Origin of the sequence: Pseudomonas tohonis (assembly GCF_012767755.2) — a bacterium.
GTDB classification, from domain to species: domain Bacteria; phylum Pseudomonadota; class Gammaproteobacteria; order Pseudomonadales; family Pseudomonadaceae; genus Metapseudomonas; species Metapseudomonas tohonis.
Genome location: NZ_AP023189.1, coordinates 2,283,644 through 2,310,585 on the forward strand (window position 1 = coordinate 2,283,644; position 26,942 = coordinate 2,310,585).

General features: G+C 58.7%; 24 protein-coding genes and 2 tRNA genes. 19 read left to right on the forward strand and 7 right to left on the reverse strand.

Annotated features, from left to right (window positions below; all coding sequences use genetic code 11):
- Window positions 1–63 precede the first annotated feature (63 nt).
- Together HSX14_RS10485 and HSX14_RS10490 are read left to right on the forward strand one after the other, a co-directional pair.
- Window positions 64–140, forward strand: a tRNA-Val gene (locus HSX14_RS10485).
- Window positions 141–372: 232 nt separating this feature from the next.
- Entirely contained in the window at window positions 373–768 is a 396-nt protein-coding gene (locus HSX14_RS10490) for a hypothetical protein (RefSeq protein ID WP_173178429.1), read from the forward strand.
- 97 nt (window positions 769–865) lie between these two features.
- Here HSX14_RS10490 and HSX14_RS10495 read toward each other — a convergent pair whose 3' ends face one another.
- Both HSX14_RS10495 and HSX14_RS10500 read right to left on the reverse strand, forming a co-directional pair.
- A complete protein-coding gene (locus HSX14_RS10495; RefSeq protein WP_173178430.1) occupies window positions 866–1,018 on the reverse strand; it encodes a hypothetical protein in 153 nt (50 codons plus the stop codon).
- Window positions 1,019–1,188: 170 nt separating this feature from the next.
- Complete coding sequence (locus tag HSX14_RS10500; RefSeq protein WP_173178431.1) at window positions 1,189–1,350, reverse strand: hypothetical protein; 162 nt, start codon at window positions 1,348–1,350, stop codon at window positions 1,189–1,191.
- A gap of 496 nt (window positions 1,351–1,846) precedes the next feature.
- Here HSX14_RS10500 and thrS point away from each other — a divergent pair, with 496 nt between their 5' ends.
- The 9 genes from thrS to HSX14_RS10545 all read left to right on the forward strand — a co-directional run bounded on the left by thrS (window position 1,847) and on the right by HSX14_RS10545 (window position 9,442).
- Window positions 1,847–3,769: a threonine--tRNA ligase gene (thrS, locus tag HSX14_RS10505; RefSeq protein ID WP_111263786.1), complete on the forward strand. Its 1,923-nt coding sequence runs from the start codon at window positions 1,847–1,849 to the stop codon at window positions 3,767–3,769.
- The gene (gene infC / locus HSX14_RS10510) at window positions 3,769–4,320 is read left to right on the forward strand and encodes a translation initiation factor IF-3 (RefSeq protein WP_173178453.1); all 552 of its coding nucleotides are present in this window, start codon (window positions 3,769–3,771) and stop codon (window positions 4,318–4,320) included. Before thrS ends, infC begins: the two co-directional genes overlap by 1 nt.
- Window positions 4,321–4,381: 61 nt before the next feature.
- Window positions 4,382–4,576, forward strand: a complete 195-nt coding sequence (gene rpmI / locus HSX14_RS10515) for a 50S ribosomal protein L35 (RefSeq protein ID WP_021701550.1) — start codon at window positions 4,382–4,384, stop codon at window positions 4,574–4,576.
- A 28-nt stretch (window positions 4,577–4,604) separates the two neighbouring features.
- Window positions 4,605–4,961, forward strand: a complete 357-nt coding sequence (rplT, locus tag HSX14_RS10520) for a 50S ribosomal protein L20 (RefSeq protein WP_004422590.1) — start codon at window positions 4,605–4,607, stop codon at window positions 4,959–4,961.
- Between the two features lie 94 nt (window positions 4,962–5,055).
- Window positions 5,056–6,072, forward strand: coding sequence for a phenylalanine--tRNA ligase subunit alpha (pheS, locus tag HSX14_RS10525; protein ID WP_111263788.1), 1,017 nt, complete (start codon window positions 5,056–5,058; stop codon window positions 6,070–6,072).
- 188 nt (window positions 6,073–6,260) lie between these two features.
- A complete protein-coding gene (pheT, locus tag HSX14_RS10530; RefSeq protein ID WP_173178432.1) occupies window positions 6,261–8,639 on the forward strand; it encodes a phenylalanine--tRNA ligase subunit beta in 2,379 nt (792 codons plus the stop codon).
- A gap of 3 nt (window positions 8,640–8,642) precedes the next feature.
- The gene (ihfA, locus tag HSX14_RS10535) at window positions 8,643–8,945 is read left to right on the forward strand and encodes an integration host factor subunit alpha (protein ID WP_003282572.1); all 303 of its coding nucleotides are present in this window, start codon (window positions 8,643–8,645) and stop codon (window positions 8,943–8,945) included.
- Window positions 8,926–9,282, forward strand: coding sequence for a MerR family transcriptional regulator (locus HSX14_RS10540; RefSeq protein ID WP_111263790.1), 357 nt, complete (start codon window positions 8,926–8,928; stop codon window positions 9,280–9,282). Before ihfA ends, HSX14_RS10540 begins: the two co-directional genes overlap by 20 nt.
- Window positions 9,283–9,365: 83 nt before the next feature.
- Window positions 9,366–9,442 (forward strand) — tRNA-Pro (locus tag HSX14_RS10545).
- 399 nt (window positions 9,443–9,841) lie between these two features.
- On the opposite strand, the gene HSX14_RS10550 is transcribed toward HSX14_RS10545, so the two are convergent.
- Both HSX14_RS10550 and HSX14_RS10555 read right to left on the reverse strand, forming a co-directional pair.
- Window positions 9,842–11,218, reverse strand: a complete 1,377-nt coding sequence (locus tag HSX14_RS10550; RefSeq protein ID WP_021221950.1) for a heavy metal sensor histidine kinase — start codon at window positions 11,216–11,218, stop codon at window positions 9,842–9,844.
- A 2-nt stretch (window positions 11,219–11,220) separates the two neighbouring features.
- Complete coding sequence (locus tag HSX14_RS10555) at window positions 11,221–11,898, reverse strand: heavy metal response regulator transcription factor (protein WP_074974251.1); 678 nt, start codon at window positions 11,896–11,898, stop codon at window positions 11,221–11,223.
- 207 nt (window positions 11,899–12,105) lie between these two features.
- On the opposite strand from HSX14_RS10555, the gene HSX14_RS10560 reads away from it, so the two are divergent.
- The 5 genes from HSX14_RS10560 to HSX14_RS10580 all read left to right on the forward strand — a co-directional run bounded on the left by HSX14_RS10560 (window position 12,106) and on the right by HSX14_RS10580 (window position 16,574).
- Window positions 12,106–12,465, forward strand: coding sequence for a co-regulatory protein PtrA N-terminal domain-containing protein (locus tag HSX14_RS10560; RefSeq protein ID WP_009686140.1), 360 nt, complete (start codon window positions 12,106–12,108; stop codon window positions 12,463–12,465).
- Window positions 12,466–12,632: 167 nt separating this feature from the next.
- A complete protein-coding gene (locus HSX14_RS10565; RefSeq protein ID WP_021221949.1) occupies window positions 12,633–13,190 on the forward strand; it encodes a cupredoxin domain-containing protein in 558 nt (185 codons plus the stop codon).
- 147 nt (window positions 13,191–13,337) lie between these two features.
- Window positions 13,338–13,871, forward strand: a complete 534-nt coding sequence (locus HSX14_RS10570) for a cupredoxin domain-containing protein (RefSeq protein ID WP_021221948.1) — start codon at window positions 13,338–13,340, stop codon at window positions 13,869–13,871.
- A gap of 79 nt (window positions 13,872–13,950) precedes the next feature.
- On the forward strand, window positions 13,951–14,199 hold the full coding sequence (locus HSX14_RS10575) for a DUF2933 domain-containing protein (protein ID WP_009686142.1): 249 nt from the start codon (window positions 13,951–13,953) through the stop codon (window positions 14,197–14,199).
- A 5-nt stretch (window positions 14,200–14,204) separates the two neighbouring features.
- On the forward strand, window positions 14,205–16,574 hold the full coding sequence (locus HSX14_RS10580; protein ID WP_095938458.1) for a heavy metal translocating P-type ATPase: 2,370 nt from the start codon (window positions 14,205–14,207) through the stop codon (window positions 16,572–16,574).
- Between the two features lie 139 nt (window positions 16,575–16,713).
- On the opposite strand, the gene HSX14_RS10585 is transcribed toward HSX14_RS10580, so the two are convergent.
- The 3 genes from HSX14_RS10585 to HSX14_RS10595 form a co-directional block, all read right to left on the reverse strand.
- Window positions 16,714–18,048: an OprD family porin gene (locus HSX14_RS10585; RefSeq protein WP_021703182.1), complete on the reverse strand. Its 1,335-nt coding sequence runs from the start codon at window positions 18,046–18,048 to the stop codon at window positions 16,714–16,716.
- 65 nt (window positions 18,049–18,113) lie between these two features.
- The gene (locus HSX14_RS10590; RefSeq protein ID WP_090432324.1) at window positions 18,114–19,559 is read right to left on the reverse strand and encodes a heavy metal sensor histidine kinase; all 1,446 of its coding nucleotides are present in this window, start codon (window positions 19,557–19,559) and stop codon (window positions 18,114–18,116) included.
- Window positions 19,556–20,230 carry a heavy metal response regulator transcription factor gene (locus tag HSX14_RS10595; RefSeq protein ID WP_173178433.1) on the reverse strand — a complete coding sequence of 225 codons (675 nt, stop codon included), beginning with the start codon at window positions 20,228–20,230 and terminating at the stop codon, window positions 19,556–19,558. The genes HSX14_RS10590 and HSX14_RS10595 overlap by 4 nt, the downstream gene beginning before the upstream one ends.
- 538 nt (window positions 20,231–20,768) lie before the next feature.
- On the opposite strand from HSX14_RS10595, the gene HSX14_RS10600 reads away from it, so the two are divergent.
- From HSX14_RS10600 to HSX14_RS10610, 3 genes are all read left to right on the forward strand, one after another.
- Window positions 20,769–21,977 carry a TolC family protein gene (locus HSX14_RS10600; RefSeq protein ID WP_228723613.1) on the forward strand — a complete coding sequence of 403 codons (1,209 nt, stop codon included), beginning with the start codon at window positions 20,769–20,771 and terminating at the stop codon, window positions 21,975–21,977.
- A gap of 149 nt (window positions 21,978–22,126) precedes the next feature.
- On the forward strand, window positions 22,127–23,602 hold the full coding sequence (locus HSX14_RS10605) for an efflux RND transporter periplasmic adaptor subunit (protein ID WP_081694045.1): 1,476 nt from the start codon (window positions 22,127–22,129) through the stop codon (window positions 23,600–23,602).
- A 23-nt stretch (window positions 23,603–23,625) separates the two neighbouring features.
- Window positions 23,626–26,817: a CusA/CzcA family heavy metal efflux RND transporter gene (locus HSX14_RS10610; protein ID WP_173178434.1), complete on the forward strand. Its 3,192-nt coding sequence runs from the start codon at window positions 23,626–23,628 to the stop codon at window positions 26,815–26,817.
- Window positions 26,818–26,942 lie beyond the last annotated feature (125 nt).

The window sequence follows — 26,942 nt, forward strand, 5'->3', positions numbered from 1 at the left end:
AGTCAGTTAGCGGAAAAAGTTGTTGACGCCGAAATGCATCGCTGTAGAATGCGCACCCATCGAAGGCACATAGCTCAGTTGGTTAGAGCACCACCTTGACATGGTGGGGGTCGTTGGTTCGAGTCCAATTGTGCCTACCAAATCGAAGCCGCTCAGGCGGTGCAAAGAAGGCGATCCGAAAGGGTCGCCTTTTTTGTTGCCCGCAAAAATTCAAGCATACGGCAGGGTGCAAGTCCTGCGTCCGACATCCTTCCGCTCCTCCTCCTCGCGCCGCCAGATGTCCATATATCGGAAACATGCTGCCGCTTCGCTTGGTTATGTCCGTGCGCTATCTAATCTTCATGGGCATTCACCAGCGAGGAGGCGGGTGTCATGGGGAATCGAGTCGGGTTCGTGCGCCGGGCGGCAATGGCGGCTGCCGGGGCGTTGCTGTTCTCGTCGGGTGGAGTCGCCCAGGCGGGTGATGTTGGTTTCGGAATCGGTGTCAGCTATGTCTTTGGCGGCGGCGTTGCGGCAGGGATAAAGGCATTCGGCGATGACGAGGACGCTATCGCGGTTGGCTCGGTCGGGCTCGACTATCTTTTCGCCTCGTCTGCCTTTCGGCCAAACATAGGGATGACCTACCAGGGCGAGGGGTATTTCAGTGGCGGTGATGTCGGCTACAACCTCATCACTGAACGGGTGGATTTTGCTGCGGGAGCAGGTTGGGCGGATGAGGATGATGCCCATGCCCTGTTCGCGTCGGAGGAGCCTGTCTTCCTTCCGTGATGCGTGCTCGGTCCGGCACGGTTCCGATGGATAAAAGAATGGGAGCAGTGCGGTATGCCCGCGCTGGCGAGGGTGTGGTGCGATGCGGTCGCCGGGTTCAGATATCGGCGATGAGCATGCCGTGCATTACACGGTAGAGGCCGTCGTTGATCCTGATTGTCAGTGGCTCCCGGCCGATGATCCGTGCCCCTTCCCTGAGCAGTTCATCGATGTGCGCACGCAATGCATGAAAGCTCCGTTGTTCCTTCACGGATTGGTCTCCCCTGGAGAAGATGCAAGCAGAATAGCAGTAGCTGTGACAGGGCTCGTATTCTGAAATTCCGTTGCGCTTCGAAGGTTTCAGCTATCGCGTGGAGGCATGGTGCGGAGATGGGCGCCAGTCATGACGGAGGGGGTGCCGGGCGTAACGCCCGGACTCGATCAGGCGGCTGCTGAGTGACTGATCAGCATCCCGCAGTTGACGCGATACAGATGGCCGCTGACCTTCAGGGTCAAGGGGTCGCGGCTGATAATGCGGGCTCCGTCCCTGAGCAACTCATCGATGTGAGCGCGAAGAGCAAGGAAAGTACGTTGTTCCTTCATCGTATGACTCCTTGGTCGATTTGCTCGGCGGAGCATATCAGTGCAACCGTGAACTGATCTGCATTCTTGTGTGATTGTTGTCACATTTCGGTGGTGGCAATTGAGTGTCAGCTCCGAACTGAGGTGCGCCCCGGCGGTGAGTCATGGGGCGACATTCGATGAGTATCGTGTCGAAGTGGTGCTGCTTGCTTCTAAGCCACTGATTCTTTTGTGCTAAAGTGCCGCGCTTCGCGGTTCTTCCTGCTCCTTCCGTGTTCTTCGCATCGCCAGCGTCAGTCGTCCTGCCTATATAAAGGCGTGCCGCTCGCATCCGCGCTTGTCACTGTCACGTGTTTCTGGAAGCATCCGCGGTTCTCGACACCTCCAGTGACCCTGGTTCGGCTCGGTTGGCCTTCGGGCTCTGTCATCGTGTGGCAGGCATACCACCGGATCAATTACTGGCTCATCCCAACCCATGTGGCCTTTGGTAGAGGTCACCACTAGGAGAGGAGGCGCCATGCCCATCATTACTCTTCCCGACGGCAGTCAGCGTTCGTTCGATCACCCCGTGTCCGTGCTCGAGGTGGCGCAATCCATTGGCGCCGGCCTGGCCAAGGCCACCGTCGCCGGCAAGGTCGACGGCAAGCTCGTCGATGCCTGCGACCTGATCGAAAACGACGCGACCCTGCAGATCATCACCCCCAAGGACGAGGCTGGAGTCGAGATCATTCGTCACTCCTGTGCTCACCTGGTCGGCCATGCCGTCAAGCAGCTCTATCCGACCGCCCGCATGGTGATCGGCCCGGTCATCGATGAAGGCTTCTATTACGACATCGCCTTCGAGCGTCCTTTCACGCCCGAGGACATGGCCGCCATCGAAAAGCGCATGGCCGAGCTGATCGACAAGGATTACGACGTCATCAAGAAGGTCACCCCGCGCGCCGAGGTGATCGAAGTGTTCAAGGCCCGTGGCGAGGACTACAAGCTGCGCCTGGTCGAGGACATGCCGGATGAGAAGGCCATGGGCCTGTACTTCCATGAGGAGTACGTGGACATGTGCCGGGGCCCGCATGTGCCCAACACCCGCTTCCTGAAAGCGTTCAAGCTCACCAAGATTTCCGGCGCCTACTGGCGCGGCGACTCGAAGAACGAGCAGCTGCAGCGTGTCTACGGCACCGCCTGGGCCGACAAGAAGCAGCTGGCCGCTTATGTCCAGCGCATCGAAGAGGCCGAGAAGCGCGATCATCGCCGCATCGGCAAGCAGCTCGACCTGTTCCACCTCCAGGAAGAAGCCCCGGGCATGGTGTTCTGGCACCCCAACGGCTGGACCCTGTACCAGGTGCTGGAGCAGTACATGCGCCAGGTGCAGCGCGAGCATGGCTACGTTGAAGTGCGTACGCCGCAGGTCGTGGATCGTATCCTCTGGGAGCGCTCGGGCCACTGGTCCAACTACGCCGAGAACATGTTCACCACGGCGTCCGAAAGCCGCGACTACGCCGTCAAGCCGATGAACTGCCCGTGCCACGTGCAGATCTTCAACCAGGGCCTGAAGTCCTATCGCGACCTGCCGCTGCGCCTGGCCGAGTTCGGTGCCTGCCACCGCAACGAGCCCTCCGGTGCCCTGCACGGCATCATGCGCGTGCGTGGCTTCACCCAGGACGACGCCCACATCTTCTGCACCGAAGAACAGGTGAAGAAAGAGGCGGCCGATTTCATCAAGCTGACCCTGCAAGTGTATGCGGACTTCGGCTTCAGCGATATTTCGATGAAATTGTCGACTCGCCCGGCCAAGCGCGTGGGATCCGACGAGCTGTGGGATCGCGCCGAAGGTGCCCTCGCGGACGCCCTGAACGAGTCCGGCCTGGCCTGGGAATACCAGCCGGGGGAGGGCGCTTTCTACGGTCCGAAGATTGAGTTCACCCTCAAGGACTGCCTCGGCCGTAACTGGCAGTGCGGCACCCTGCAGTACGATCCGAACCTTCCGGAGCGTCTGGATGCCAGCTATATCGCCGAAGATAACAGCCGTACGCGCCCGGTGATGTTGCACCGTGCCATCCTCGGCTCCTTCGAGCGCTTCATCGGCATGCTCATCGAGCACTACGCGGGCCTGTTCCCGGCGTGGCTCGCTCCGACCCAGGCGGTGATCATGAATATCACCGACAAGCAGGCCGATTTTGCCCTCGAAGTGGAAAAAACCCTCAACCAAAGCGGGTTCCGTGCCAAGTCCGACTTGAGAAACGAAAAAATCGGCTTTAAAATCCGCGAGCATACTTTGCTCAAGGTTCCCTATCTCCTGGTTATTGGAGATCGTGAGGTTGAGACACGATCCGTTGCTGTGCGAACCCGTGAAGGCGTCGATCTGGGCTCCATGCCCCTCGACCAATTCGTCACTACGCTTGCGCAGGCGGTTTCCCGGCGTGGTCGCCAAGAATTGGAGTAATCATTATTAAGCGTGAAATGAGACAAGATAAACGAGCTGCACCCAAGGCCCCGATTAACGAGAATATCTCGGCTCGAGAGGTGCGACTGATTGGTGCAGACGGCCAGCAAATTGGCGTCGTCTCGATTGATGAAGCGCTTCGCGCTGCTGAAGAAGCAAAGCTGGATCTGGTGGAGATTTCCGCTGATGCAGTGCCGCCCGTCTGCCGAATCATGGACTACGGCAAGCACCTGTTCGAGAAGAAGAAGCAGGCTGCTGCGGCGAAGAAGAATCAGCACCAGCAACAGATCAAAGAAATCAAGTTTCGTCCAGGGACGGAAGAAGGGGATTACCAGGTAAAACTACGCAACCTGGTACGTTTCCTTAATGAGGGAGACAAGGCCAAGGTATCGCTTCGATTCCGTGGTCGTGAGATGGCTCACCAGGAGCTGGGCATGGAGCTGTTGAAGCGGGTCGAAGCCGACCTCGCCGAACTCGGCACCGTTGAACAGCATCCTAAGCTGGAAGGACGCCAGCTGATGATGGTCATCGCTCCCAAAAAGAAAAAGTAACCACCAGGGCACTGGCAGGCCTTGCGGTTATGCGTAATCACTCAATGCGGAGTATCCGAACATGCCAAAGATGAAAACCAAGAGCGGTGCAGCCAAGCGTTTCCTCAAGACCGCTGCTGGCTACAAGCACAAACACGCTTTCAAGAGCCACATCCTGACCAAGATGTCCACCAAGCGTAAGCGTCAACTTCGCGGTAGCGAACTGATGCATCCGTCGGACAAGGCAAAAGTCGAGCGCATGCTGCGCGTTCGTTAATCGGTCAAGATTCTAGAGGAAATTACTCATGGCTCGTGTAAAGCGCGGCGTCATCGCTCGCAAGCGTCACAAAAAGATTCTGAAACTCGCCAAAGGCTACTACGGCGCACGCAGCCGCGTGTTCCGCGTTGCCAAGCAGGCGGTGATCAAGGCTGGCCAATACGCCTACCGTGACCGTCGTCAGCGCAAACGTCAGTTCCGCGCTCTGTGGATCGCTCGTATCAACGCTGGTGCTCGTCTGAACGGTCTGTCCTACAGCCGTCTGATCGCTGGCCTGAAAAAAGCGGCCATCGAGATCGATCGTAAGGTTCTGGCCGATCTGGCAGTGAACGAAAAAGCGGCGTTTGCTGCGATTGTCGAGAAAGCGAAAGCCGTACTGGCTTAAGTCCCCGACAATCACCGGGCCATCCCGGTGCTGAACGTCACCAATAGGGGAAGAGCCTTGCGCTCTTCCCCTATTTCGTATCTGGAGTCTGTACATGGAAAATCTGGATGCGCTGGTCTCTCAAGCGCTTGAGGCAGTGCAACAAACCGAAGACGTGAACGCCCTCGAGCAGATTCGCGTCCATTACCTTGGCAAGAAAGGCGAACTGACTCAGGTGATGAAGACCCTGGGCGACTTGCCGGCCGAGGAACGCCCCAAAGTCGGCGCGCTGATCAATACCGCCAAAGAGCGCGTTCAGGATGCCCTGAATTCCCGCAAGGACTCGCTTGAGCAGGCCGCCCTCGGCGCCAAGCTCGCGGCCGAGCGTATCGACGTAACTCTGCCTGGCCGTGGCCAGGTCTCCGGCGGCCTGCATCCGGTCACCCGCACCCTGGAGCGCGTCGAGCAGTTCTTCACCCATATCGGCTACGGCATCGCCGAAGGCCCCGAGGTCGAAGACGACTACCACAACTTCGAAGCGCTCAACATCCCAGGCCATCACCCGGCCCGCGCGATGCATGACACCTTCTACTTCAACGCCAACATGCTGCTGCGTACCCACACCTCGCCGGTCCAGGTACGCACCATGGAATCCCAGCAACCGCCGATCCGCATCGTCTGCCCGGGTCGTGTCTATCGTTGCGACTCGGATATCACCCACTCGCCGATGTTCCACCAGGTCGAAGGCCTGCTGGTCGACGAGGGCATCAGCTTCGCCGACCTCAAGGGCACCATCGAGGAATTCCTCCGCGTGTTCTTCGAGAAGGACCTGGGCGTGCGCTTCCGTCCCTCATTCTTCCCCTTCACCGAGCCGTCGGCCGAAGTCGACATGCAATGCGTCATGTGCTCCGGCAAGGGCTGCCGCGTGTGCAAGCAGACCGGCTGGCTGGAAGTGATGGGCTGCGGCATGGTGCACCCCAACGTGCTGCGCATGTCCGGCATCGACCCGGAGAAATACCAGGGCTTCGCCTTCGGTATGGGTGTCGAGCGTCTGGCCATGCTCCGTTATGGCGTCAACGACTTGCGTCTGTTCTTCGATAACGACCTGCGGTTCCTCGCGCAATTCCGCTAGGCCCGCCGTCAGAAACGCGACCCTTGCCCGCATCGGCGTCGCGCAGTTCAGTTGAGTGACCCCCGCCCATGCGGGGTGACGTTGACCAGGCCCGCCATCGGGCTTTCCGTCACCCCCCGCGATGCGGGCCCGCTGAACCGCCGACCACCGATGCACGCAAGGCCGAAACGAATCCTTAGGAGAGCTGGATGAAATTCAGTGAACAGTGGCTGCGGAGCTGGGTAAGCCCGCAGGTATCCCGCGACGAGCTGGTGGCCCGTCTATCGATGGCCGGCCTGGAAGTGGACAGCGTCACCCCCGTTGCCGGCGCCTTCAGCGGCGTGGTGGTGGGCGAGGTGCTGAGCACCGAACAGCACCCCGACGCCGACAAGCTGCGCGTATGCCAGGTGAGCAACGGCAGTGAGACCTTCCAGGTCGTGTGCGGCGCCCCCAACGTGCGCCCCGGCCTGAAGATCCCCTTCGCCATGATCGGCGCCGAGCTGCCGGGCGACTTCAAGATCAAGAAAGCCAAGCTGCGCGGCGTCGAATCCTTCGGCATGCTCTGCTCGGCCAACGAACTGCAGATCAGCGAAGACCACGGCGGCCTCATGGAACTCGCCGCCGATGCGCCGGTGGGTGAAGACTTCCGCCGCTACCTGGAGCTGGACGACGTCGTCATCGAACTGGGCCTCACCCCCAACCGTGGCGACTGCCTCAACCTCTCCGGCCTCGCCCGCGAAGTCGGCGCGCTGTACGACGCCCCGGTCACCCGCCTGGCCATCGCCCCGGTTGCTGCATCCCACGACGAAGTGCGCCCGGTCGAAGTCCTCGCGCCCAAGGCCTGCCCGCGCTACCTCGGCCGCGTCGTGCGTAACGTCGACCTCTCCAAGCCCACCCCGCTGTGGATGGTCGAGCGCCTGCGTCGTGCCGACGTACGCAGCATCGACGCCGCCGTCGACATCACCAACTACGTGATGCTCGAACTCGGCCAGCCCATGCACGCCTTCGACCTCGCCGAAATCAACGGCGGCATCCGCGTGCGCATGGCGGAGGAGGGCGAGAAGCTCGTCCTGCTCGACGGCCAGGAAGTCAGCCTGCGTGCCGACACCCTCGTCATCGCTGACCACACTCGTGCCCTGGCCATCGCTGGCGTGATGGGTGGCGAGCACAGCGGTGTCAGCGACAAGACCCGCGACCTGTTCCTCGAAGCCGCCTTCTTCGACACCATCGCCGTGGCCGGCAAGGCCCGCTCCTATGGCCTGCATACCGACTCCTCGCACCGCTTCGAGCGGGGCGTGGACTGGCAACTCGCCCGCGAAGCCATGGAGCGCGCCACTGCGCTGCTGCTGGAAATCGTCGGTGGCGAAGCCGGCCCCATCATCGAGAGCGTGAGCGAAGCCGACCTGCCGAGCATCGCCCCCATCACCCTGCGCGCCGAGCGCATCGCCCAGATGCTGGGCATGGAGATGGACGCCGCCGAAGTCGAGCGCCTGCTCACCGCGCTGGGCCTGGGCGTCACCTCCGTCGGCCAGGGCCAGTGGAAGGTGGAAGTCCCCAGCCACCGCTTCGACATCAGCCTGGAAGTGGACCTGATCGAAGAGCTCGGCCGCCTCTACGGCTACAACCGCCTGCCGGTCCGCTACCCGCAAGCGCGCCTGGCGCCCAAGGCCCGTGCCGAATCCGCCGTCGAACTGCCGGCCCTGCGTCGCCTGCTGGTTGCCCGTGGCTACCAGGAAGCGATCACCTACAGCTTCATCGATCCCAAGCTGTTCGAGCTGTTCAACCCCGGCGTGCAGCCGCTCATGCTGGCCAACCCCATCTCCGCCGACATGGCTGCCATGCGCTCCTCCCTGTGGCCGGGCCTGGTCAAGGCGCTGCAGCACAACCTCAACCGCCAGCAGAGCCGCGTCCGCCTGTTCGAAAGCGGCCTGCGTTTCGTCGGCCAACTGGAAGGGCTCAAGCAGGAAGCCATGCTCGCCGGCGTCGTCTGCGGCAAACGCCTGCCCGAAGCCTGGGCCCACGGCCGTGACGGCGTGGACTTCTATGACGTGAAGGCCGATGTCGAAGCGCTGCTCGGTGCCGCCGGCGCGCTGGACAACTTCGACTTCGTGCCCGGCGAACACAACGCCCTGCACCCGGGCCAGACCGCCCGCATCGAGCGTGACGGCCAACTGGTCGGCTACCTCGGCGCCATCCACCCGGAGCTGGCCAAGGCCCTGGACCTGGATCAGCCGGTCTACCTGTTCGAACTGGTGCTGGCCGAAGTCATGCGCGGTCGCCTGCCCAAGTTCCGCGAGCTTTCGCGCTTCCCCGAAGTGCGTCGCGACCTGGCCCTGCTGGTGGATCGTGAAGTGGCCGCCGAGGCCGTACTCGACACCATCCGCGAGGCGGCAGGCGAGTGGCTGACGGACCTCAGGCTATTTGACGTCTATCACGGTAAAGGCATTGATCCGCTTAGAAAAAGCCTGGCCGTCGGCTTGACCTGGCAGCATCCATCGCGCACTCTTAACGACGATGAGGTGAACACCACAACGCAAAACATCGTCACCTCGCTGGAAGAAAGGTTCAACGCCACGTTAAGGAAGTAGCGTATGGGGGCTCTGACGAAAGCTGAGATGGCTGAACGTCTGTACGAAGAGCTTGGCCTGAATAAACGGGAAGCCAAGGAACTGGTGGAGCTGTTTTTCGAGGAAATCCGTCAGGCGCTGGAGCATAACGAGCAGGTGAAGTTGTCGGGTTTCGGCAACTTCGATCTGCGGGATAAGCGTCAGCGTCCGGGGCGGAACCCGAAGACAGGAGAGGAAATCCCGATCACGGCTCGCCGTGTCGTGACGTTCCGTCCGGGGCAGAAACTGAAAGCCAGAGTCGAAGCTTATGCTGGAACCAAGTCATAACGACGAATTGCCGACAATACCCGGCAAGCGTTACTTCACCATTGGCGAGGTCAGCGAGCTCTGCGCAGTCAAGCCCCACGTGCTGCGTTACTGGGAGCAGGAATTTCCCCAGCTCAACCCGGTAAAGCGGCGCGGCAACCGGCGCTACTACCAGCGCCAGGATGTGCTGATGATTCGGCAGATCCGGGCGCTGCTTTACGATCAGGGCTTTACCATCGGCGGTGCGCGCCAGCGCCTCTCCGGCGACGAAGCGAAGGACGACACCACCCAATACAAGCAGCTCATCCGGCAAATGATCGCCGAGCTTGAAGACGTCCTCCTGGTTCTGCGTAAGTAAAAAAAACTGAAAAAAACCTTCCACAATTCAAAAGCTTAAAGTATAGTTCGCTCCGTTCCGCAAAGCGGGGCAAGCAACAAAGTCGGGGCGTAGCGCAGCCTGGTAGCGCACTTGCATGGGGTGCAAGGGGTCGAGTGTTCGAATCACTCCGTCCCGACCAAAAAACCCTAGAAAATCCAGCCACTTAACGGTGACTGGATTTTTTTATGCCTGTAGGTTTTTGATGCTAGTGCTATTTTTATCTTTCTGGTTGCCAATTGGTTGCCAATTGAGATTGGCTAGGCTGTGAGGGCTTCCGGCAACCTGACGTGCTTGGCGCTACTGGAGCGGGGGACGCCATCCGAGCATTGGTTTGGCTTGGCGAGGCAAGCGCGGGGGATGCAGTTTCCAAACTTCATGAGCTGCTACCCGAGAGCGAATGGGGTGCTCTTGTGTCAGCTCACCGCTCGTTACCTATCTGGATGGCGAATGCAATCTGCGCTCAGTCGAGTTGCACCTGCACCCACCCTGTCAAGTTGGGCTAGCGGTTAGCTGTAGCCTACTTACCGCCAGACCGGCATTATCTGGGATGGGGCAATTCGATGTGAAAGCCCGTGAGGCTAGCCGCTGAGGTGCACCAGATGCGGCCTTTGTGAGCCTCAATGATGGATCGGGTGATTGCAAGCCCGAGCCCGGCGTTGCTCGGGCTGCCCTCCCGCCGAGCGGGGTCAACCCGGTAAAAGCGGTCGAAGAGCTTCTCTAGATGCTCTGAGCTGATTGTGTCCCCTGGGTTCTCGATACTGAAGGTAGTGGAGTCCTCTGTCTCGCGGATCAGAACCGAAATTGTCTGTCCCGCCGGCGTGTAGCGCAGCGCATTGGACAGCAAGTTGGATAGCGCGCGATCAAGCATCAGCCGATCTCCCAGCACTTGGCCTTTGCCTGTGAGCGATAGCTCAATGCCGCGCTCTTCGGCCAGAAGGTGGTAGTAGTCAAACAGCTTGAAGACTACGTCAGCCAGTTCGATCCTGGCCTGCTCGGGGATGATCAGGCCATTATCAGCCTTGGCCAAGAACAGCATGTCATCAATCATCCGAGACATGCGCTTCAAGTCCTCCAGGTTGGAGTACAGATTCTCCTCATAGGCATTGATATCGCGTTTTTTACTCAGCACGACCTCGGTGTGGGTCATCAGATTGCTGACTGGAGTTCGTAGCTCGTGGGCAATGTCGGCCGAAAAATTGGAGAGCCTAACGAAGGCATCCTCTAGCCGAGCCAACATCGCATTGAAGGAGAGAACCAGTTGCTGAAGTTCCCGCGGCACTGGTTCGAGAGGGATTCGCTCCTGTAACGAGCGAGCGGACATCCCGGAGGCCACATGAGTGACTTGCCGCAGAGGCCTAAGGCCGCTGCGAGCAACCACCCAGCCGAGTGTGGCACTGAACAGGGCGCTGATGACCAATCCAATCCAAAACCATCGTTGCAGCGTGTCGAAAAAGTGTGTGTGATCGGTGACGTCAAGAATCAGCAACGCAGTGAGCGGCTCAGCCTGATCGGCTACCGAGATTTGCTCCGTCATGCCACGGTACATGTGTTGGCCGTTCTGCCACTCCCACATGCTCTGCTCATTTGCACGTCTGAAACGCTCAGGTACTTCGACTGCTCTGGGGTCGGAAAACAGTACAGAACCGTCACTGGCCAGGATAGTGGCGGCCAGATCCTGATGGGCTCCCAGCAAAGCTCGCAACTGCGGTAATTCTTCCGAAAGGCTCGCTTCACCGCGAGCATTGTTGAGGATATGTTTGGCGGATTCGAGTTTCTCCACCAGGGCCTGCCGATCCAGCATCTTGAAGTGGTGCTGGCTGAGCATATTGAAACTCAGCCCTGCTACCGTCAGGACTGCAATTACCGCGGACATGAACATCAGGCTCATGCGTGCGGTCAGCGAAAGGTGCTTCATATTCACTCCGGAGCATCCATCATGTATCCCATGCCGCGGGCGGTATGAATCAGCTTGAGATCGAAATCGTCATCGATTTTTGCGCGTAGCCGGCGTACCGCAACCTCAATAACATTGGTGTCGCTGTCGAAATTCATGTCCCAAACCTGAGAGGCAATCAGCGACTTCGGGAGCACCTCGCCGCGCCGGCGCAGTAGCAGTTCCAGCAGTGAAAACTCCTTCGCGGTCAGGTCAATTCGTTTACCGCCGCGGATGGCGCGACGCTTCATCAGATCGACTTCCAGATCGGCAATTTTCATCGTTGTTTGCGTGGGTGAGCCATTGCCTCTACGCAGCAGCGTTCTGACCCTGGCCAGAAGTTCAGAGAAAGCAAATGGCTTGATCAGGTAGTCGTCCGCGCCCAGCTCCAACCCTTTAACGCGGTCCTCCACACCATCGCGTGCCGTCAAGAACAATACGGGGACGTCTTTTCCTGCGGCGCGCACCATGCGCAGCACTTCCCACCCGTCCAGCCCAGGCATCATCACATCCAGGATCAGGAGGTCATAGGACTCACTCAGAGCGTGCTGTAGAGCATCTGTACCGGTCATAACCCGGTCGACATTGAAGCCCGCTTCACTGAGGCCTTGCTGCAGGTATGCACCGGTTCTGGGTTCATCTTCAGCTACCAGTAGTTTCATGCGAGCAGACTCCAAATATCGGGTGGCCTGAGTTTGCAGGCAAACCGCGGCCCCAACCAGAAGCTTACGAAAATGTAATTCTGGCTTCAGCTCGCTGACAGGGTGGCTTGTCTAAGGTGCAAGCATGAGCACTAGGTTGTGCTCTCGGCCCTCGACAGACCAAAAGCAGAGGTGCCGGCCATAGTTTGCACTGATGGAGACTGTCCCATGAAATCGCTGAAACCTTTGCTTCTGGTTGGCTCGCTACTGCTCTCTTCTATGGCTTGGGCCGAGGGGGGCAGCGACCGTGTATTCGAGCGCATCCAGCAGATGCGCGACAAAGCAGAAGTCGTGCTGAACCAGGCGGAGAAGGCCCCGGTCGGCGAGCGGCATGTGCACATGAAGGCGCATATGAACATGCTCGAAGACATCATGAGCCAGCTGCACAACGAGCATCCCGCGCCGAACATGTCTGCCGAAGAGCATCTGGCCTGGATGGAAAAGCATGACAAGTTGGTAGACGACGTGCTGGGTCAAATGATTCGAGAGCACAAGTTGATGATGGCCGATAAGGAATGCCATCAGTAAAGATTTCCCCCATCTTCCAGGCCTTTCGTGATTGCTCCTTTGGCCTAGCGGCGCCTTTGTGGCGCCGTGCTTTTTCCCAGCTGACGCAATTGTAGTTCTGGGGTCAGCGGCCTGGCAGCAAGCGGGGAATAGCATGAGATTTCCAGCACCCATCGCGAGGTCTCACCATGAAACGCTTACCCCTTAAACTGCTGATCAGCACTCTGTTCATCAGCACCACCTTTCCGGCATTTGCCGAGGTCGGCGGCAGTAGCAATGGCATTGGGCAGCAGGCCCAGGCGACGCCAGCGACTCGTACCATCTTGGTAAAGATGGACGACATCAACTACAGCCAGAAAACGATCGATGTGAAGCCAGGTGAAACCGTGCGCTTTGTTCTGAAGAACGAGGGCGCGTTGATGCACGAGTTCAACATCGGGCAGGCAGCGTCCCAGCTGGAGCACCAGCGCAAGATGGCGTCCTTGTTCAAGGACGGCACACTGACCCCGACCGGCATGGCCGAGCGCATTGTCTGGCATGAGCGTTATGGCACGGGAGACTCCAACCCTCCAGGCTATCCGGAAGTCATCAAAGCCAAGCATGACGACCCGAACGCGGTTCTCGTCGAGCCCGGCACAACTAAAGAGTTCGTGTGGACCTTCCCTCAGGCGGGCAGTTTGAGCTTCGCCTGTACATTGCCTGGGCATTACCAGGCGGGAATGGTCGGTGAGTTTGCTCTGCGTTAGTCCGGCACCGGTGCTACCCGTTGGCCGCGGGCTGGGTAGCACCGATCTGACGAACCTTACTGCGATGTAGTTTTCGCGTCAGCGTACCGCCAGTTGCACCTCATTAGCATCGGGACTCATCCCTCCTCAACACCTCAGAGGCACACCATGAAACTCAGACCCGCTTTCATAATCACCACCCTTGGTTTACTGCTCAGTGCTGCCAATGCGCTGGCCAGCCCGGGCCACAAGAAAGACAGTATCGGGCAACCGGGAGACAGTCAGGCAGTAGATCGCACCATCGAAGTCCGGATGGGGGACATCTTCTTTGAACCCAAGGCAATGGAAATCAAGGCGGGCGAGACGGTTCGCTTCGTACTGCTGAACGAGGGAGCCCTGCTGCACGAGTTCAACCTTGGCAAAGCGGCATCCCATGCTGCGCATCAGAAAGAGATGGCTGCGATGTTTCAGAACGGCACGCTGTCCCCGACTGCAGCGCATGACATGAGCAAAATGGACCACGCCATGGGCGGCATGAAGATGGTCGGCATGGAGCACGACGATCCCAACAGCGTTCTGGTCGAGCCAGGTGCACGCGAAGAGCTGATCTGGACCTTCTCCGACGCTACTGATCTGGAGTTCGCCTGCAATGTTCCTGGACATTATCAGTCGGGAATGGTCGGTAAGGTGACCGTACGCTGAACTCCATTGATACGCGTCAACTCTGCCTGGCTAGAGCAACCTATGCTGATTCTATGGTCATTGAACCGAGGCTATTGTCATGGATCACACGCACCACACTGGCACTACGGAACCACCTTTTTGGAAGAGCAAGATTGGCATCGCACTGATCATGCTGGCCGTAATCGGCATCTTCTATGTCGCGCGCGAGCATTACGGTCATCTTTCGCAGGCTTTGCCATACCTCATCCTGCTGCTATGCCCGCTGATGCATCTGTTTGGCCACAATCATGGCGGGCACTCCCACTCCAGCGGAGCCGCAGTTTCCAAGGACGAGGATAGGAAGTAACTCGAATGCAAAAGACCTCCTGCCATCATGACCAGGGCCATGCACATCACTCGCACGGCCATCCAGAGAGCCCACGCGATCCGGTGTGTGGCATGGAGGTCAAATCTGATAGTCCTTACCAGGAGAACTTTGAGGGAAGGGCCTATCGGTTCTGCAGTACAAAATGCCAGGAGAAGTTCCAGGCAGCCCCTCATCAGTACATGAGCCATCAATCGCATGCCGGGCACCACCAGCATGCCGCTCGGCCAGAGTACTCAACTCAGGCAGGACTGGGGGCTGAATACACCTGCCCGATGCATCCCGAGATTCGCCAACCGAGCCCTGGCAACTGCCCGATCTGTGGGATGACGCTCGAACCCGTCATTCCAGAGCTGGAGGACGAAGAAAATCCGGAGCTGAAAGACTTTTCGCGACGGTTCTGGTGGACCCTGCCATTGACCGTCATCGTGACCGTGCTGGCGATGGCTGGTCATTCCTTGCAGCTGTTCCATGGAACATCCCAGAACTGGGTTGAGCTGGTTCTGGCAACGCCCGTGACGCTTTGGGGTGGCTGGGTATTTTTCACTCGCGGAATAGACTCCATCCGGCAACGCAGCCCTAATATGTGGACCCTGATCGGATTAGGAACTGCAGCCGCCTACCTCTACAGCGTGGCAGCCACCCTGGTGCCGCAGTGGTTCCCGGCGGCCTTCGTTCAGGATGGACGCATCGGCGTCTACTTCGAGGCCGCCGCGGTGATCATCTCGCTCACGCTGTTGGGCCAGATGCTCGAACTCAAAGCCCGCTCGCAGACCTCTGCCGCCATTAAGTCACTGCTGGGATTGGCCCCCAAGACTGCCCGGCGCATCAGGCCTGACGGCCAGGAAGAAGATATTCCGCTGACCCACGTCCATCAGGGTGACCACTTGCGTGTCCGGCCGGGCGAAAAAGTCCCGGTGGATGGCACCGTGCTGGAGGGCGAGAGCGCTGTCGACGAGTCGATGCTCACCGGCGAGCCGGTGCCCGTCACCAAGCGGGCAGGGGATACCCTCATCGGTGCCACCCTGAACACCCACGGCAGCCTGGTGATGGAAGCGCAGAAGGTGGGCGCCGAAACCATGTTGTCGCAGATCGTCCAGATGGTGGCTAAGGCCCAGCGTTCCAAGGCGCCCATGCAGCGTATGGCCGATGCCGTGGCAGGGTACTTCGTGGTGGGGGTGATCCTGATCGCGATCCTGACATTTTTTGGCTGGGGGGTGTTCGGGCCGGAATCAGGTTGGGTATTTGGCCTGATCAACGCTGTGGCCGTACTGATCATTGCCTGCCCATGCGCCCTGGGCTTGGCAACGCCGATGTCGGTCATGGTCGCGACCGGCAAGGCCGCCAGCAGCGGTGTGTTGTTCCGCGATGCCAGCGCTATCGAGAACCTCTGCAAAATCGACACCTTGATCGTCGACAAGACCGGGACACTGACGCAGGGGCGGCCGGCCTTTCATAGTGCAGAGGGAACCGGGCCGTTCGACTCGGTCGAGGTTCTGCGCTTGGCCGCAAGCCTGGACCAGGGCAGCGAGCATCCGCTGGCGCATGCCATTGTCGATCATGCGCGTGAACAGGGTCTTGCCCTGGTGAAACCGGAGACCTTCGAATCTGGCTCAGGTATTGGTGTACGCGGACAGGTCGATGGCCATCAACTGCAGCTTGGGAACACAGCGTTGATGGAGGAGGCGGGCGTCGATATTACTCCGCTGCGTAACCGTGCAGAGCAACTGCGCCTGGAGGGCATCAGCATCATCTATCTGGCCGTCGATGGTCGCCTGGCGGGTCTCCTGGCCGTTTCCGATCCAATCAAACCGACCTCCCAACAGGCTGTTGCTCAACTCCAGAACGCTGACGTGAAGGTCATCATGGCCACTGGCGATGGCCTCACCACAGCAAGAGCCGTGGCGAAGCAGTTAGGCATCGAGGAGGTGCATGGCGAGGTGAAACCGCAGGACAAGGAGAAATTAGTCGCCGAACTGCAGAGCTATGGCCGGCGTGTTGCCATGGCGGGCGACGGCATCAACGATGCGCCGGCCTTGGCCAGGGCCGACGTAGGCATCGCTATGGGCACGGGCACCGACGTGGCGATGAACAGCGCCCAGGTGACCCTGGTCAAGGGAGACCTGATGGGCATCCTGCGGGCGCGCACCTTGTCGGTGGCCACGGTGAAGAACATGAGGCAGAACCTTGCCTTTGCATTCCTCTACAACGCGATGGGAATCCCGCTAGCGGCCGGGCTGCTGTATCCGCTGACAGGACATCTTCTGTCGCCCTTGATCGCTGCGCTGGCGATGAGTGTCAGCTCCGCGTCCGTGGTGTTTAACGCCTTACGGCTGCGGCAGTCACGGATCGATTAGACCTTGCGGTAGCTAACATCGTTTGCCTCGGTCGACGAAGGGCAAGCTGACGCCATTTCATCGTAGGGGCATTCCCCATCGCCCACGACATAGCAATCTAAGAGCCTCGCCATCAGGCGAGGCTCCTCTTGGGGCTAGCTCAGAGTATCGGCAGGCTGTAGCTGACGATCAGGCGGTTCTCGTCCTGGTCGGCGGCGCTGGTGTTGCCACGCAGGCTGGCGTTACGCCAGGAGAAACCGAGGCCTTTGAGGGCACCGTCCTGAAGCACGTAGTCGAGGCGGAAGTCGCGTTCCCATTCCTTCTTCTCGCCGTCGGCCGAATCGATGTTGTCGCCGGATAGATAGGTGACAGTGGCCTTCAGACCTGGTACGCCGGCCTTGGTGAAGTCGTAGCCGTACTCGGCCAGCCAGGTGCGCTCGCCGGCACTGGCGAACTTGCCGATCTGCCGGTCGGTGATCAGGTAGGCGGTGGCGCCGTCGCCCTGGTTCAGGTAGGGGAAGTTGCTGTCGCCGGAGACTTCCTGGTAGCCGGCGCTCAGCCCGTGGCCGCCGAGGCTGTAGGTGAACAGGGCGCTCCAGGTGTCGTTGTCCACTTCGCCCTTGGTGATCGCCTTGCCGGCCGCGTTCAGACCGTAGTAGCCAGTGCTGGCATAGCCTTTGGCCACCCCGGCGGCGCTGTCGTTCTTGCCGTCGGCGTCGCTCTTGAAGTAGCGCAGGTCGGATTTCAGCGCGCCCGGGCCGATGGCCAGGCTGTGGGTCAGGCCGAGGAAGTGCTGGCGGTAGAACTCGTTCAGCTCGCCGTAGTAGTACTGCGCCAGCAGGTCCTTGCCGATCTTGTAGTCGCCACCGGCGTAGTAGAACTTGTTGCTGAACTGGCCGGTCTTGGCGTTGTTGGCTCCGGAGATGGACAGGCCTTCGTTGTTGCTCGAACTGCGCCCCTTGGCGTGTTCCAGCTGGCCGCCGACCAGGGTCAGGTTGTCGATCTCGGCTGAAGTGATCTGGCCACCCTCGAAGGTCTGCGGTAGCAGGCGACCGTCGCTGAAGGTGACCACCGGCAGCTTGGGCTGCAGGGTACCGATGCGTGCCTCGGTCTTCGACAGACGCACCTTGCCGGTCAGCCCCAGGCTGCCGAAGTTGTCCACCGCGCGACCGTTCTCGTCGGTGGGGAACACGGTGCCGCCGTATTTGCTGGAGTCGGGGTTGTAATGGCGACCCTTGCCGGAATCCAGCTTGACGCCGAGCAGGCCGAGAGCGTCGACGCCGAAGCCGACGGTCCCCTCGGTGTAGCCGGAGATGTAGTTGAACTGGAAGCCCTGACCCCATTCTTCCTGGGTGGCGCCGTCCGCGTTGCGGGTGTCCTGGTTGATGTAGAAATTGCGCAGGCCGAGGCTGGCCTTGCTGTCTTCGATGAAGCCGGCGGCGTATACATGCTGGCTCAAAAGTCCCAGTGCTAGGGAGGCACTTATTTTTTTCATGGTGATGCTCCGGGGTAAAGGCGGCTCAGCCGTATGTGAGATCACAGCGGCTAAGGCGATAGAAGTCAGCTCAGCTGTCTTCTCTGCTTTCCGATTCCGGCACGCACCAGGCTCGTTGGAGTTTCTGGCGCGCGAGGGAACAACAATCGGAAAACGGTGTAGTTGCCCGGCACGCTGGACACATCGACGGTGCCTTGGTGCAGGCTCATGATGGAGCGCACGATGGCCAATCCCAGGCCCGTGCCTCCCTCTGCTCGGGATCTACTGGTATCTACTCTGTAGAAGCGCTCGAACAGATGAGGAATGTGCTGGGCTGGGATACCAATCCCTGGATTGCCAACAGACAGCGAGACCGTCTCATGCTGCTTTTCAATCAGCAGCGAGATGCTGCTGTTGCGGGGGCTGTGACGTATGGCGTTCGACAAGAGGTTCGAGACGGCCCTTTGGATCATCAATCGATCACCGAAGGTGTGGCCTGCCCCACTGATGTCTATCGCAATCTGCTTTTCCTCGGCGGAGATAGAGAAGAGGTCTACAACTCGCCGTGCTTCGTCGTCTAAATCAATTCGCTCGAAAGGCACCAACGAAGCGGGGTGACTTACCTGAGCGAGGAAGAGCATGTCCGAGACAATGCGTGTCACGCGCCCAAGCTCCTCGGTACAGCATTCAAGGACCGCCTTGTACTCTTCTGGTGGACGCTCTCGTGAAAGCGTTACTTGAGCCTTACCCATCAGATTGCTGATGGGGGAACGTAGCTCGTGGGCCAGGTCGTCAGAAAACTGCGAGAGCTGTTGAACGCCACTGTCCAGGCGATGGAGCATGAAGTTGATGCCGTGTGCCAGCTCGCTTAGCTCTTGAGGCAGTCGATCTATTGGTATGCGATGGGTCAGGTCCTGAGTGGAAACCTGTGACGCTATTTTTCTGAACTGGCGCAGCGGTGACAATCCGCGTTGGACAATCCACCAAGCTCCAACGCCAATGAAGAGCAGAAGAAAAGGCAAGGCGATCATGGTGGATCGCAGGTACGCCGTTAGCAGTGCGTCGTCTGCAGAGCGATCTATAGAGAGCTGGATCGTGACTTCATTGCCATCTTTCAAGCGCACATGCTTCGAGGCCGTCAGAAAACTGTGCTTGGTGCTATCCAGCCATTCGTGGAAGAAAACGCCCACGGCGCCTTCAGAATGCAGTTTCGGAGCGTTCGACCTGTTGCTAACGCTCAGCAGCTTCTTCCCTTCAGGCCCTCGCTCATAGATGGCAAGTTGTAGGTTGTCGTGGCCTACAACAAGGTCGAGCAGTCCATGCGGTTGCTTGGCGATGTCGGCACTCGATATCGAATCTTCTTTGAGTCGGTGCTGGATCTGCTCAAGCTTGCCGTTCAGGCTGCTTCGGGCCAGCGAGGCCAGCTCGTGCGTCAGCGAGAAGTAAGCAAGGGCGGCCAGGAGCACCACCAATGCGGCTCCCATCAGGGCGACAGATAGCCCTAATCGCATGGAGAGGCTGGCAGGTTTCATTCCCGCTCCTCGAGTACATAACCAACCCCTCTGAGGGTATGGATGAGCTTCCTTTCAAAGGCGTCATCGATTTTGGCGCGCAAGCGGCGGATGGAGACTTCGACCACATTGGTGTCGCAATCGAAGTTCATGTCCCACACCAACGAAATGATCTGAGTGCGTGAAAGCACCTCACCCGAACGCCTCATCAACAAGTGCAGCAGCGCAAACTCTTTGGTCGTCAGGTCTATCCGTTGCTCACCGCGGAAGGCTCGATGTCTGGCAGGGTCCAGCTCTAGGTCTGCTACACGTAGAGTTTCTGGTGCCGGAGCCTGCTCGCTGCGACGCAGAAGGGTGCGAACTCGGGCCAGCAGCTCAGGAAACTCAAAGGGCTTCACCAAGTAGTCATCCGCACCTAGGTCCAGGCCCTTGATCTTGTCTGCCAGCCTTCCTCTGGCGGTGAGCATCATGACCCTTGTGTTGTTATCACGGCGAAGGTTTTCTAATACGCCCCAGCCATCTATCTCTGGAAGGTTTACATCCAGAATGACCAAGTCGTAAGTGTGTTGGCGCACAAGATGAAGACCATCTAATCCAGTAGAGGCCTTGTCGACTACATAGCCACTCTCGGTCAGTCCTTGATGCAGATATTCGGCAGTTTTGGGCTCGTCCTCGACAACTAGGATTCGCATATTAAATTTACCCAGGCAGGCGGCATATTGTTGTTTATTGGGCCGCGTAAAGTTTCATAAATTAATAATGACGTGGCATGAAGAGGCTTTTAGCGCACGATAGGAGTAGACAATCCTAAAGCCTGTAGCGGCTACAGGGTCAATGCGCAAGCCTTGCTGTGACTGGCATTGCGACAAGCTGTCACATTTAGCGAGTATTTCAGGCAGATTTCCCTGGTGGGGTTACTGATTTCCCTAAAGGTTCCTTCGCTGACGCTATATTTGTATCAGCATGTAACTTCACAGGACTCTCTGATGGGGGCATCTTAATACAGCGAAATAGCCTGTAGGCCTTGATTACATATTTGTAATTTTCCAGTCACCTTGGCGATATGAACTGATATCTAAATTCTGCGGCTAACTCATTTCCTGTCTTCATCAGCTGACCGCTACTGCCGGGTCGAGCCGTTTTAGTCAGGGATGATCATTGGTTGCGGAGGATTAACCCTTGCTCTCTTGCGATGGTGGTGTTGCAGGTTTTTATCGGAAGTTGCTTCCGGTGTTACTGGTGTCCCTATGGGTGGTTGGCCGGCCAGCAGTCGCTGCGTCCTCGGAGCTGTCGCTGGCTGAAGCATTGCGCCAGGCGCAAGACAACAGTCCGACTCTCTCGGCTGCGAGCCGATTGGTAGACATCTCTTTGGGCGAGCGGCAGCAAGCCGGCCTGCTGCCAAACCCAGAGCTGTCATGGGAGGTGGAAGACACCCGCAGCAACACGCGGACCACTACCACCCAGATTACGCAGCCGATTGAGCTTGGGGGAAAGCGAGGGGCACGCATCGAGCTAGCGGAGAAGGGGCAGAGTGCGGCATCGGTCGAGCTAGAGCGCAGCCAGAATGAGCTGCGCGCCGATGTCATCCAGTCGTTCTACGACAACCTGCAAGCAAGGATGCGCGTCGAGCTGGCGGAGCAATCTCTCGCGCTGGCTGAGCGAGGAGTTCAGGGGGCCGAGGGGCGAGTCAAGGCGGGCAAGGTTTCACCAGTTGAGCTAACTCGGGCCCAGGTGCAGCTCTCTGAGGTCCGACTTGAGCTACGTCGAGCTCAACGGGATCAGGCTAGAGCCCATTCTCGACTGCAGGCTGTCATCGGTGGCAACGCAGACATCAGGGTTGTTGGGAGTGCGACCAGCATCCCAGAACCGCCAACAGTCAATCAGCTGTGGTCTGCCTTGGAGACAACCGCAGAAATGCGCCTAGCCCGGCTGTCTGTGGATCAGCAAGAGGCTTCATTCGAGCTGGAAAAGACCCAGCGCATTCCAGACCTGAATGTGAGCCTGGGCAGCCAATACAGCGCTGAAGATCGGGAGCGAGTCAACGTAGTTGGCCTATCGATGCCGATCCCTCTCTTCAATCGTAACCAGGGCAACATTCTCTCCGCTGCACGTCGCGCCGACCAAGCCCGCGACCTGCGCAACGCGACCGAGCTACGCCTCAGGGCAGATGTAGAGCAAGCCATGGATCAGTGGGTCGTTGCGAAGGAGGAGATCAACTCGTTCGACCAGACGATTCTCCCATCGGCCAAGAGCGCTGTTGATAGCGCTACCCGCGGATTTGAGATGGGCAAATTCGCTTTTCTCGATGTGCTGGATGCTCAGCGCACGTTGATTGGTGCCCGCACGCAGTATGTCGACGCCCTGGCCTCAGCCACCGCGGCATGGGTGCAGTTAGAGCGCGTGTATGGCGATGTATCAGCCATCCCCGCTGCACGTTGAGCCGCCGAGTTCCTACCGACCGTCTTGGTGACCCGCATCTGGAGTGCGGGTCGCTGCATTTCCTTTAGGAGTTGCTTATGAGCAAAAAATTACCCCTCGTACTCGCGATCATTGCGGGCATAGGGCTTATTGGTGGCGGAGTAACCCTCATGAATGAGGAGAAAGGCCATGAATCGGATGAGCACGCCGAGACAAGCAGCCATCAGGACACAGAGCACCATGGCGAAGAAGCAAAGCAGGGTCACGGCGATGCTGATGAACATGGAGATACCGAGCATCACTCTCGCGGTCCAAACGGAGGAACGCTGTTCAGTCAGGACAACTTCAGTGCCGAGCTAGTTGCGCCAGAGAGTCAGGATGGAAGTGCTCCCATGTCGCTGTATCTAGCACAGGAAGGGCAGCAGATTGTGCCCGGGGAGAATACCCGGGTGTCCATGGAGGTCAGACGTCCTTCAGGTGAAGTGAATACGCTCCGATTCGAGCCCAAGGGCGATGCCTTTGTCAGTGCCATGGGTATCGCCGAGCCGCACTACTTCGAGGCTCGCATTCTGATTGAGCGAGAAGGAAGGGCCTATCGTTTCAGCTACGCCAAAGAGGAGGGACTCATCGAGCTCAGCAACGAGCAAATCGATGCCGCCGGAATCCAGTTGGTGAAGGCTACTGCCGGAGCTATGAGCACTACCATCAGCCTTCCCGGTGAGATTCGCTTCGATGAGGACCATACGGCTCACGTGGTTCCTCGAACTGCTGGTGTCGTGGAAAGCGTCCAGGTCAACCTGGGAGAGTCAGTTAAGAAGGGGCAACTCCTGGCTGTTATCGCAAGCCAGCAAATATCAGATCAGCGTAGTGAGTTTGCTGCGGCCCAGCGCAGGGTCGAACTGGCCCGCACAACCTTTGAGCGAGAGCAGCAACTGTGGAAGGAGAAGATTTCTGCAGAACAGGATTACCTGCAGGCCCGCCAGGCGCTACAGGAGGCAGAAATTGCTCTCAGCAATGCTCGTCAGAAAATGGGAGCCCTGGGCGAAAACGTTGCTCTTGCGGGGGGGAACCGCTACGAGCTAAGGGCCCCGTTCGATGGCATCGTGGTGGAAAAGCACCTAGTGCTTGGCGAGGTTGTGAACGAGGCGAGCAACGCCTTCACCATTTCAGATCTCGGCCGTGTCTGGGCAACCTTCAGTGTTGCACCGCGGGACTTGGGCAAGGTCCAGGTCGGCAAGCCGGTCAAGATCAGTGCCCCGGAGCTGGAGGCTGAGGTTGTAGGCAACGTTTCGTACGTGGGTAACTTGCTTGGCGAGCAGACACGCACGGCTACTGCCCGCGCCACTCTCGAAAATCCAAATGGCGCATGGCGCCCAGGCCTCTTCGTATCCGTCGCGTTGTCAGCCGACTCCCGCCAGGCCAACGTCACCGTTCCAGTCCAGGCAATTCAGACCATCGAAGAGAAACCCACGGTTTTCGTTCGCGTGGACGATGGATTCGTGGCACTTCCCGTGGTACTAGGCGCCCGTAGCGAAGGGGCTGTGGAAATTACCCAAGGCTTGGCCGCCGGAGCGCAGGTCGCGACAGAAGGGAGCTTCATCCTCAAGTCCGAGCTGGGCAAAGGCTCCGCCGACCACGCCCACTGACCTGCCATTGACGGAAAATTCGTATGTTCGAACGCATAATTCAGTTCGCCATCGAGCAGCGCATCATCGTGATGCTCGCCGTACTGGCGATGGCTGGCTTAGGTATTGCCAGCTACCAGAAGCTCCCCATAGATGCTGTACCTGATATCACCAACGTTCAGGTACAGATCAATACCGCAGCAGCAGGCTTCTCACCTCTAGAAACCGAGCAGCGTATTACCTTTCCGATCGAGACGGCCATGGCCGGCTTACCGCACCTCAAACAGACCAGATCGCTATCGCGCTCTGGTTTGTCGCAGGTGACCGTAATTTTCGAAGACGGCACGGATCTCTACTTTGCCCGCCAGCTCGTCAATGAGCGCCTGCAGGTTGCCCGCGAACAACTGCCAGATGGAGCAGAGGCAATCATGGGCCCAATCTCGACAGGATTGGGTGAGATCTTCTTGTGGACGGTTGAAGCTAGAGAGGGGGCGTTGAAGGAAGACGGTACGCCATACACGCCCACCGACCTTCGGGTAATCCAGGATTGGATCATCAAGCCTCAGCTGCGCAATGTTCCAGGCGTGGCCGAGATTAACACCATCGGTGGCTTCGCGAAGGAATACCAGATCGCGCCGGACCCCAAGCGCTTGGCCGCCTATAAGCTCACCTTGGGAGACCTGGTCACTGCGCTTGAACGCAACAATGCCAACGTTGGTGCTGGTTATATCGAGCGCAGTGGCGAGCAGCTGCTGATTCGGGCTCCCGGTCAGGTTGCCACTGCAGCGGACATCGCCAACATTGTCATTAGCAACGTCGACGGGACCTCCATTCGGGTCAGCCATATTGCGGATGTGCAGATTGGCCGAGAGCTGCGTACTGGAGCTGCCACCGAGAACGGTCGCGAAGTTGTTCTCGGCACGGTGTTCATGCTCATTGGCGAGAACAGTCGCAGCGTCTCGCAGGCAGTTGCCGCCAAGCTGGAGCAGATCAATCGATCGCTCCCTGATGGGGTAGTAGCCATCACGGTCTACGATCGAACCGATCTGGTGGACAAGGCCATCGCCACGGTTAAGAAGAACCTCATCGAGGGCGCGATCCTGGTAATCGCCATCCTCTTCCTGTTCCTCGGCAATATTCGCGCAGCGATCATCACCGCGATGGTGATCCCGCTGTCGATGCTCTTTACCTTCACTGGAATGTTCACCAACAAGGTGAGCGCTAACCTGATGAGCCTCGGTGCTTTGGACTTCGGCATCATCGTTGATGGCGCGGTGGTCATTGTCGAGAACGCCATTCGCCGATTGGCTCATGCGCAACAGCACCATGGCCGGATGCTTACCCGTTCCGAACGTTTGCATGAAGTGTTTGCCGCCTCGCGAGAGGCGCGCAGGGCCCTGATCTTCGGCCAACTGATCATCATGGTGGTCTACCTTCCGATCTTTGCGCTGACAGGGGTCGAAGGGAAGATGTTCCACCCCATGGCGTTCACAGTGGTGATTGCTCTGTTCGGGGCGATGATTCTTTCCGTGACCTTTGTTCCAGCTGCAATTGCGCTCTTCATCACCGGCAAGGTCAAAGAGGAAGAGAACTTCGTTATGCGTGCCGCCCGCAAAGGCTACGAGCCGGTGCTGGGTTGGGTCATGGGCAACCGAACAGCAGTATTTGCCGGCGCAGTTACCTTGGTGGTGTTGTCCGGTGTACTGGCAGGTCGCATGGGCAGCGAGTTCATTCCTAGCCTCAGCGAGGGGGACTTTGCTTTGCAGGCGTTGCGCGTACCAGGAACTAGCCTGACGCAGTCGGTGGAGATGCAGGCGCGCTTGGAAAAGAGACTGGTAGAGAAGGTGCCGGAGATCGAGAGGGTATTTGCCCGGACCGGTACCGCTGAGATCGCCTCTGACCCAATGCCGCCGAACATCTCGGATGCCTACGTCATGCTCAAGCCCAAGGACCAGTGGCCTGATCCGGACAAGTCGCGAGAAGAGTTGATAGCTGACCTGCAGCGTGTGAGTGCGGAAGTTCCAGGTAGCAACTACGAGCTTTCTCAACCCATCCAGTTGCGCTTCAACGAGCTGATTTCAGGTGTGCGCAGTGACGTCGCGGTGAAGGTGTTTGGTGACGATATGGGTGTGCTCAACAGCACTGCTGCTGAGATTGCGGAAACCTTGGAGAAAGTAGATGGCTCTTCCGAGGTAAAGGTGGAGCAAACCACTGGGCTGCCCGTGCTGACCATCAACATTGATCGTGACAAGGCTGCTCGCTTTGGCCTGAACGTAGGCGATGTTCAAGACACTATCGCTTTCGCGGTAGGAGGCCAGCGTGCAGGCACCTTGTTCGATGGCGACCGCCGCTTTGACATGGTGGTGCGGCTATCGGATCGGCTGCGTACGGATATCGAGGGCCTTTCGCGCCTGCTGATTCCTGTTCCTGCGCCATCAGGCGGAGCGGCAGAGCAGATATCGTTCATCTCACTATCTGAAGTCGCCAGCCTCGACCTGATACTTGGCCCCAACCAAGTCAGCCGTGAGAACGGCAAACGCCTGGTGGTGGTCAGTGCCAACGTGCGAGGGCGGGATATCGGATCCTTTGTTCAAGAGGCCAGCGATCGCCTGCTGCAGGATGTGAAGGTTCCGGCTGGATATTGGACCACCTGGGGTGGCCAGTTTGAGCAGCTGCAGTCAGCAGCCAAGCGGCTTCAGATCGTAGTCCCGGTCGCTCTGCTCTTGGTCTTCACCTTGCTGTTCATGATGTTCAATAACGTCAAGGATGGCCTGGTGGTGTTCACTGGCATTCCCTTCGCGTTGACTGGTGGTGTACTCGCCCTTTGGCTGCGAGATATTCCCCTGTCCATCTCGGCTGGCGTCGGCTTCATTGCCTTGTCGGGCGTCGCGGTTCTGAACGGCTTGGTGATGATTTCCTTCATCCGTAATCTGCGTGAGGAAGGAAGGACGCTGCACGAGGCAATCATTGAAGGCGCTCTGACTCGCTTGCGGCCGGTCTTGATGACAGCGTTGGTGGCGTCGCTGGGCTTTGTGCCAATGGCGCTAGCGACAGGTACCGGGGCCGAAGTGCAGCGACCTCTGGCATCAGTCGTTATCGGAGGGATTCTATCCTCCACGACTCTCACGCTCTTGGTACTGCCAGTGCTGTATCAGTGGGTGCACCGACGAGACGAGGAAGAGGAAGAGGATTCTGAGTCGGAAACCGATGGAGATGTAGCCTTGCACAAGGGCTGACGTTACTCGAATGAACCAGGTGGTCCGTACCCCAGAGAGTATCGGACCATCACATGGTCAACCCACCTTCGCTTTCGCAATCTCATCGAGAGCCATTTTGCGCAGGACTTCTGGGCCGAACTCCT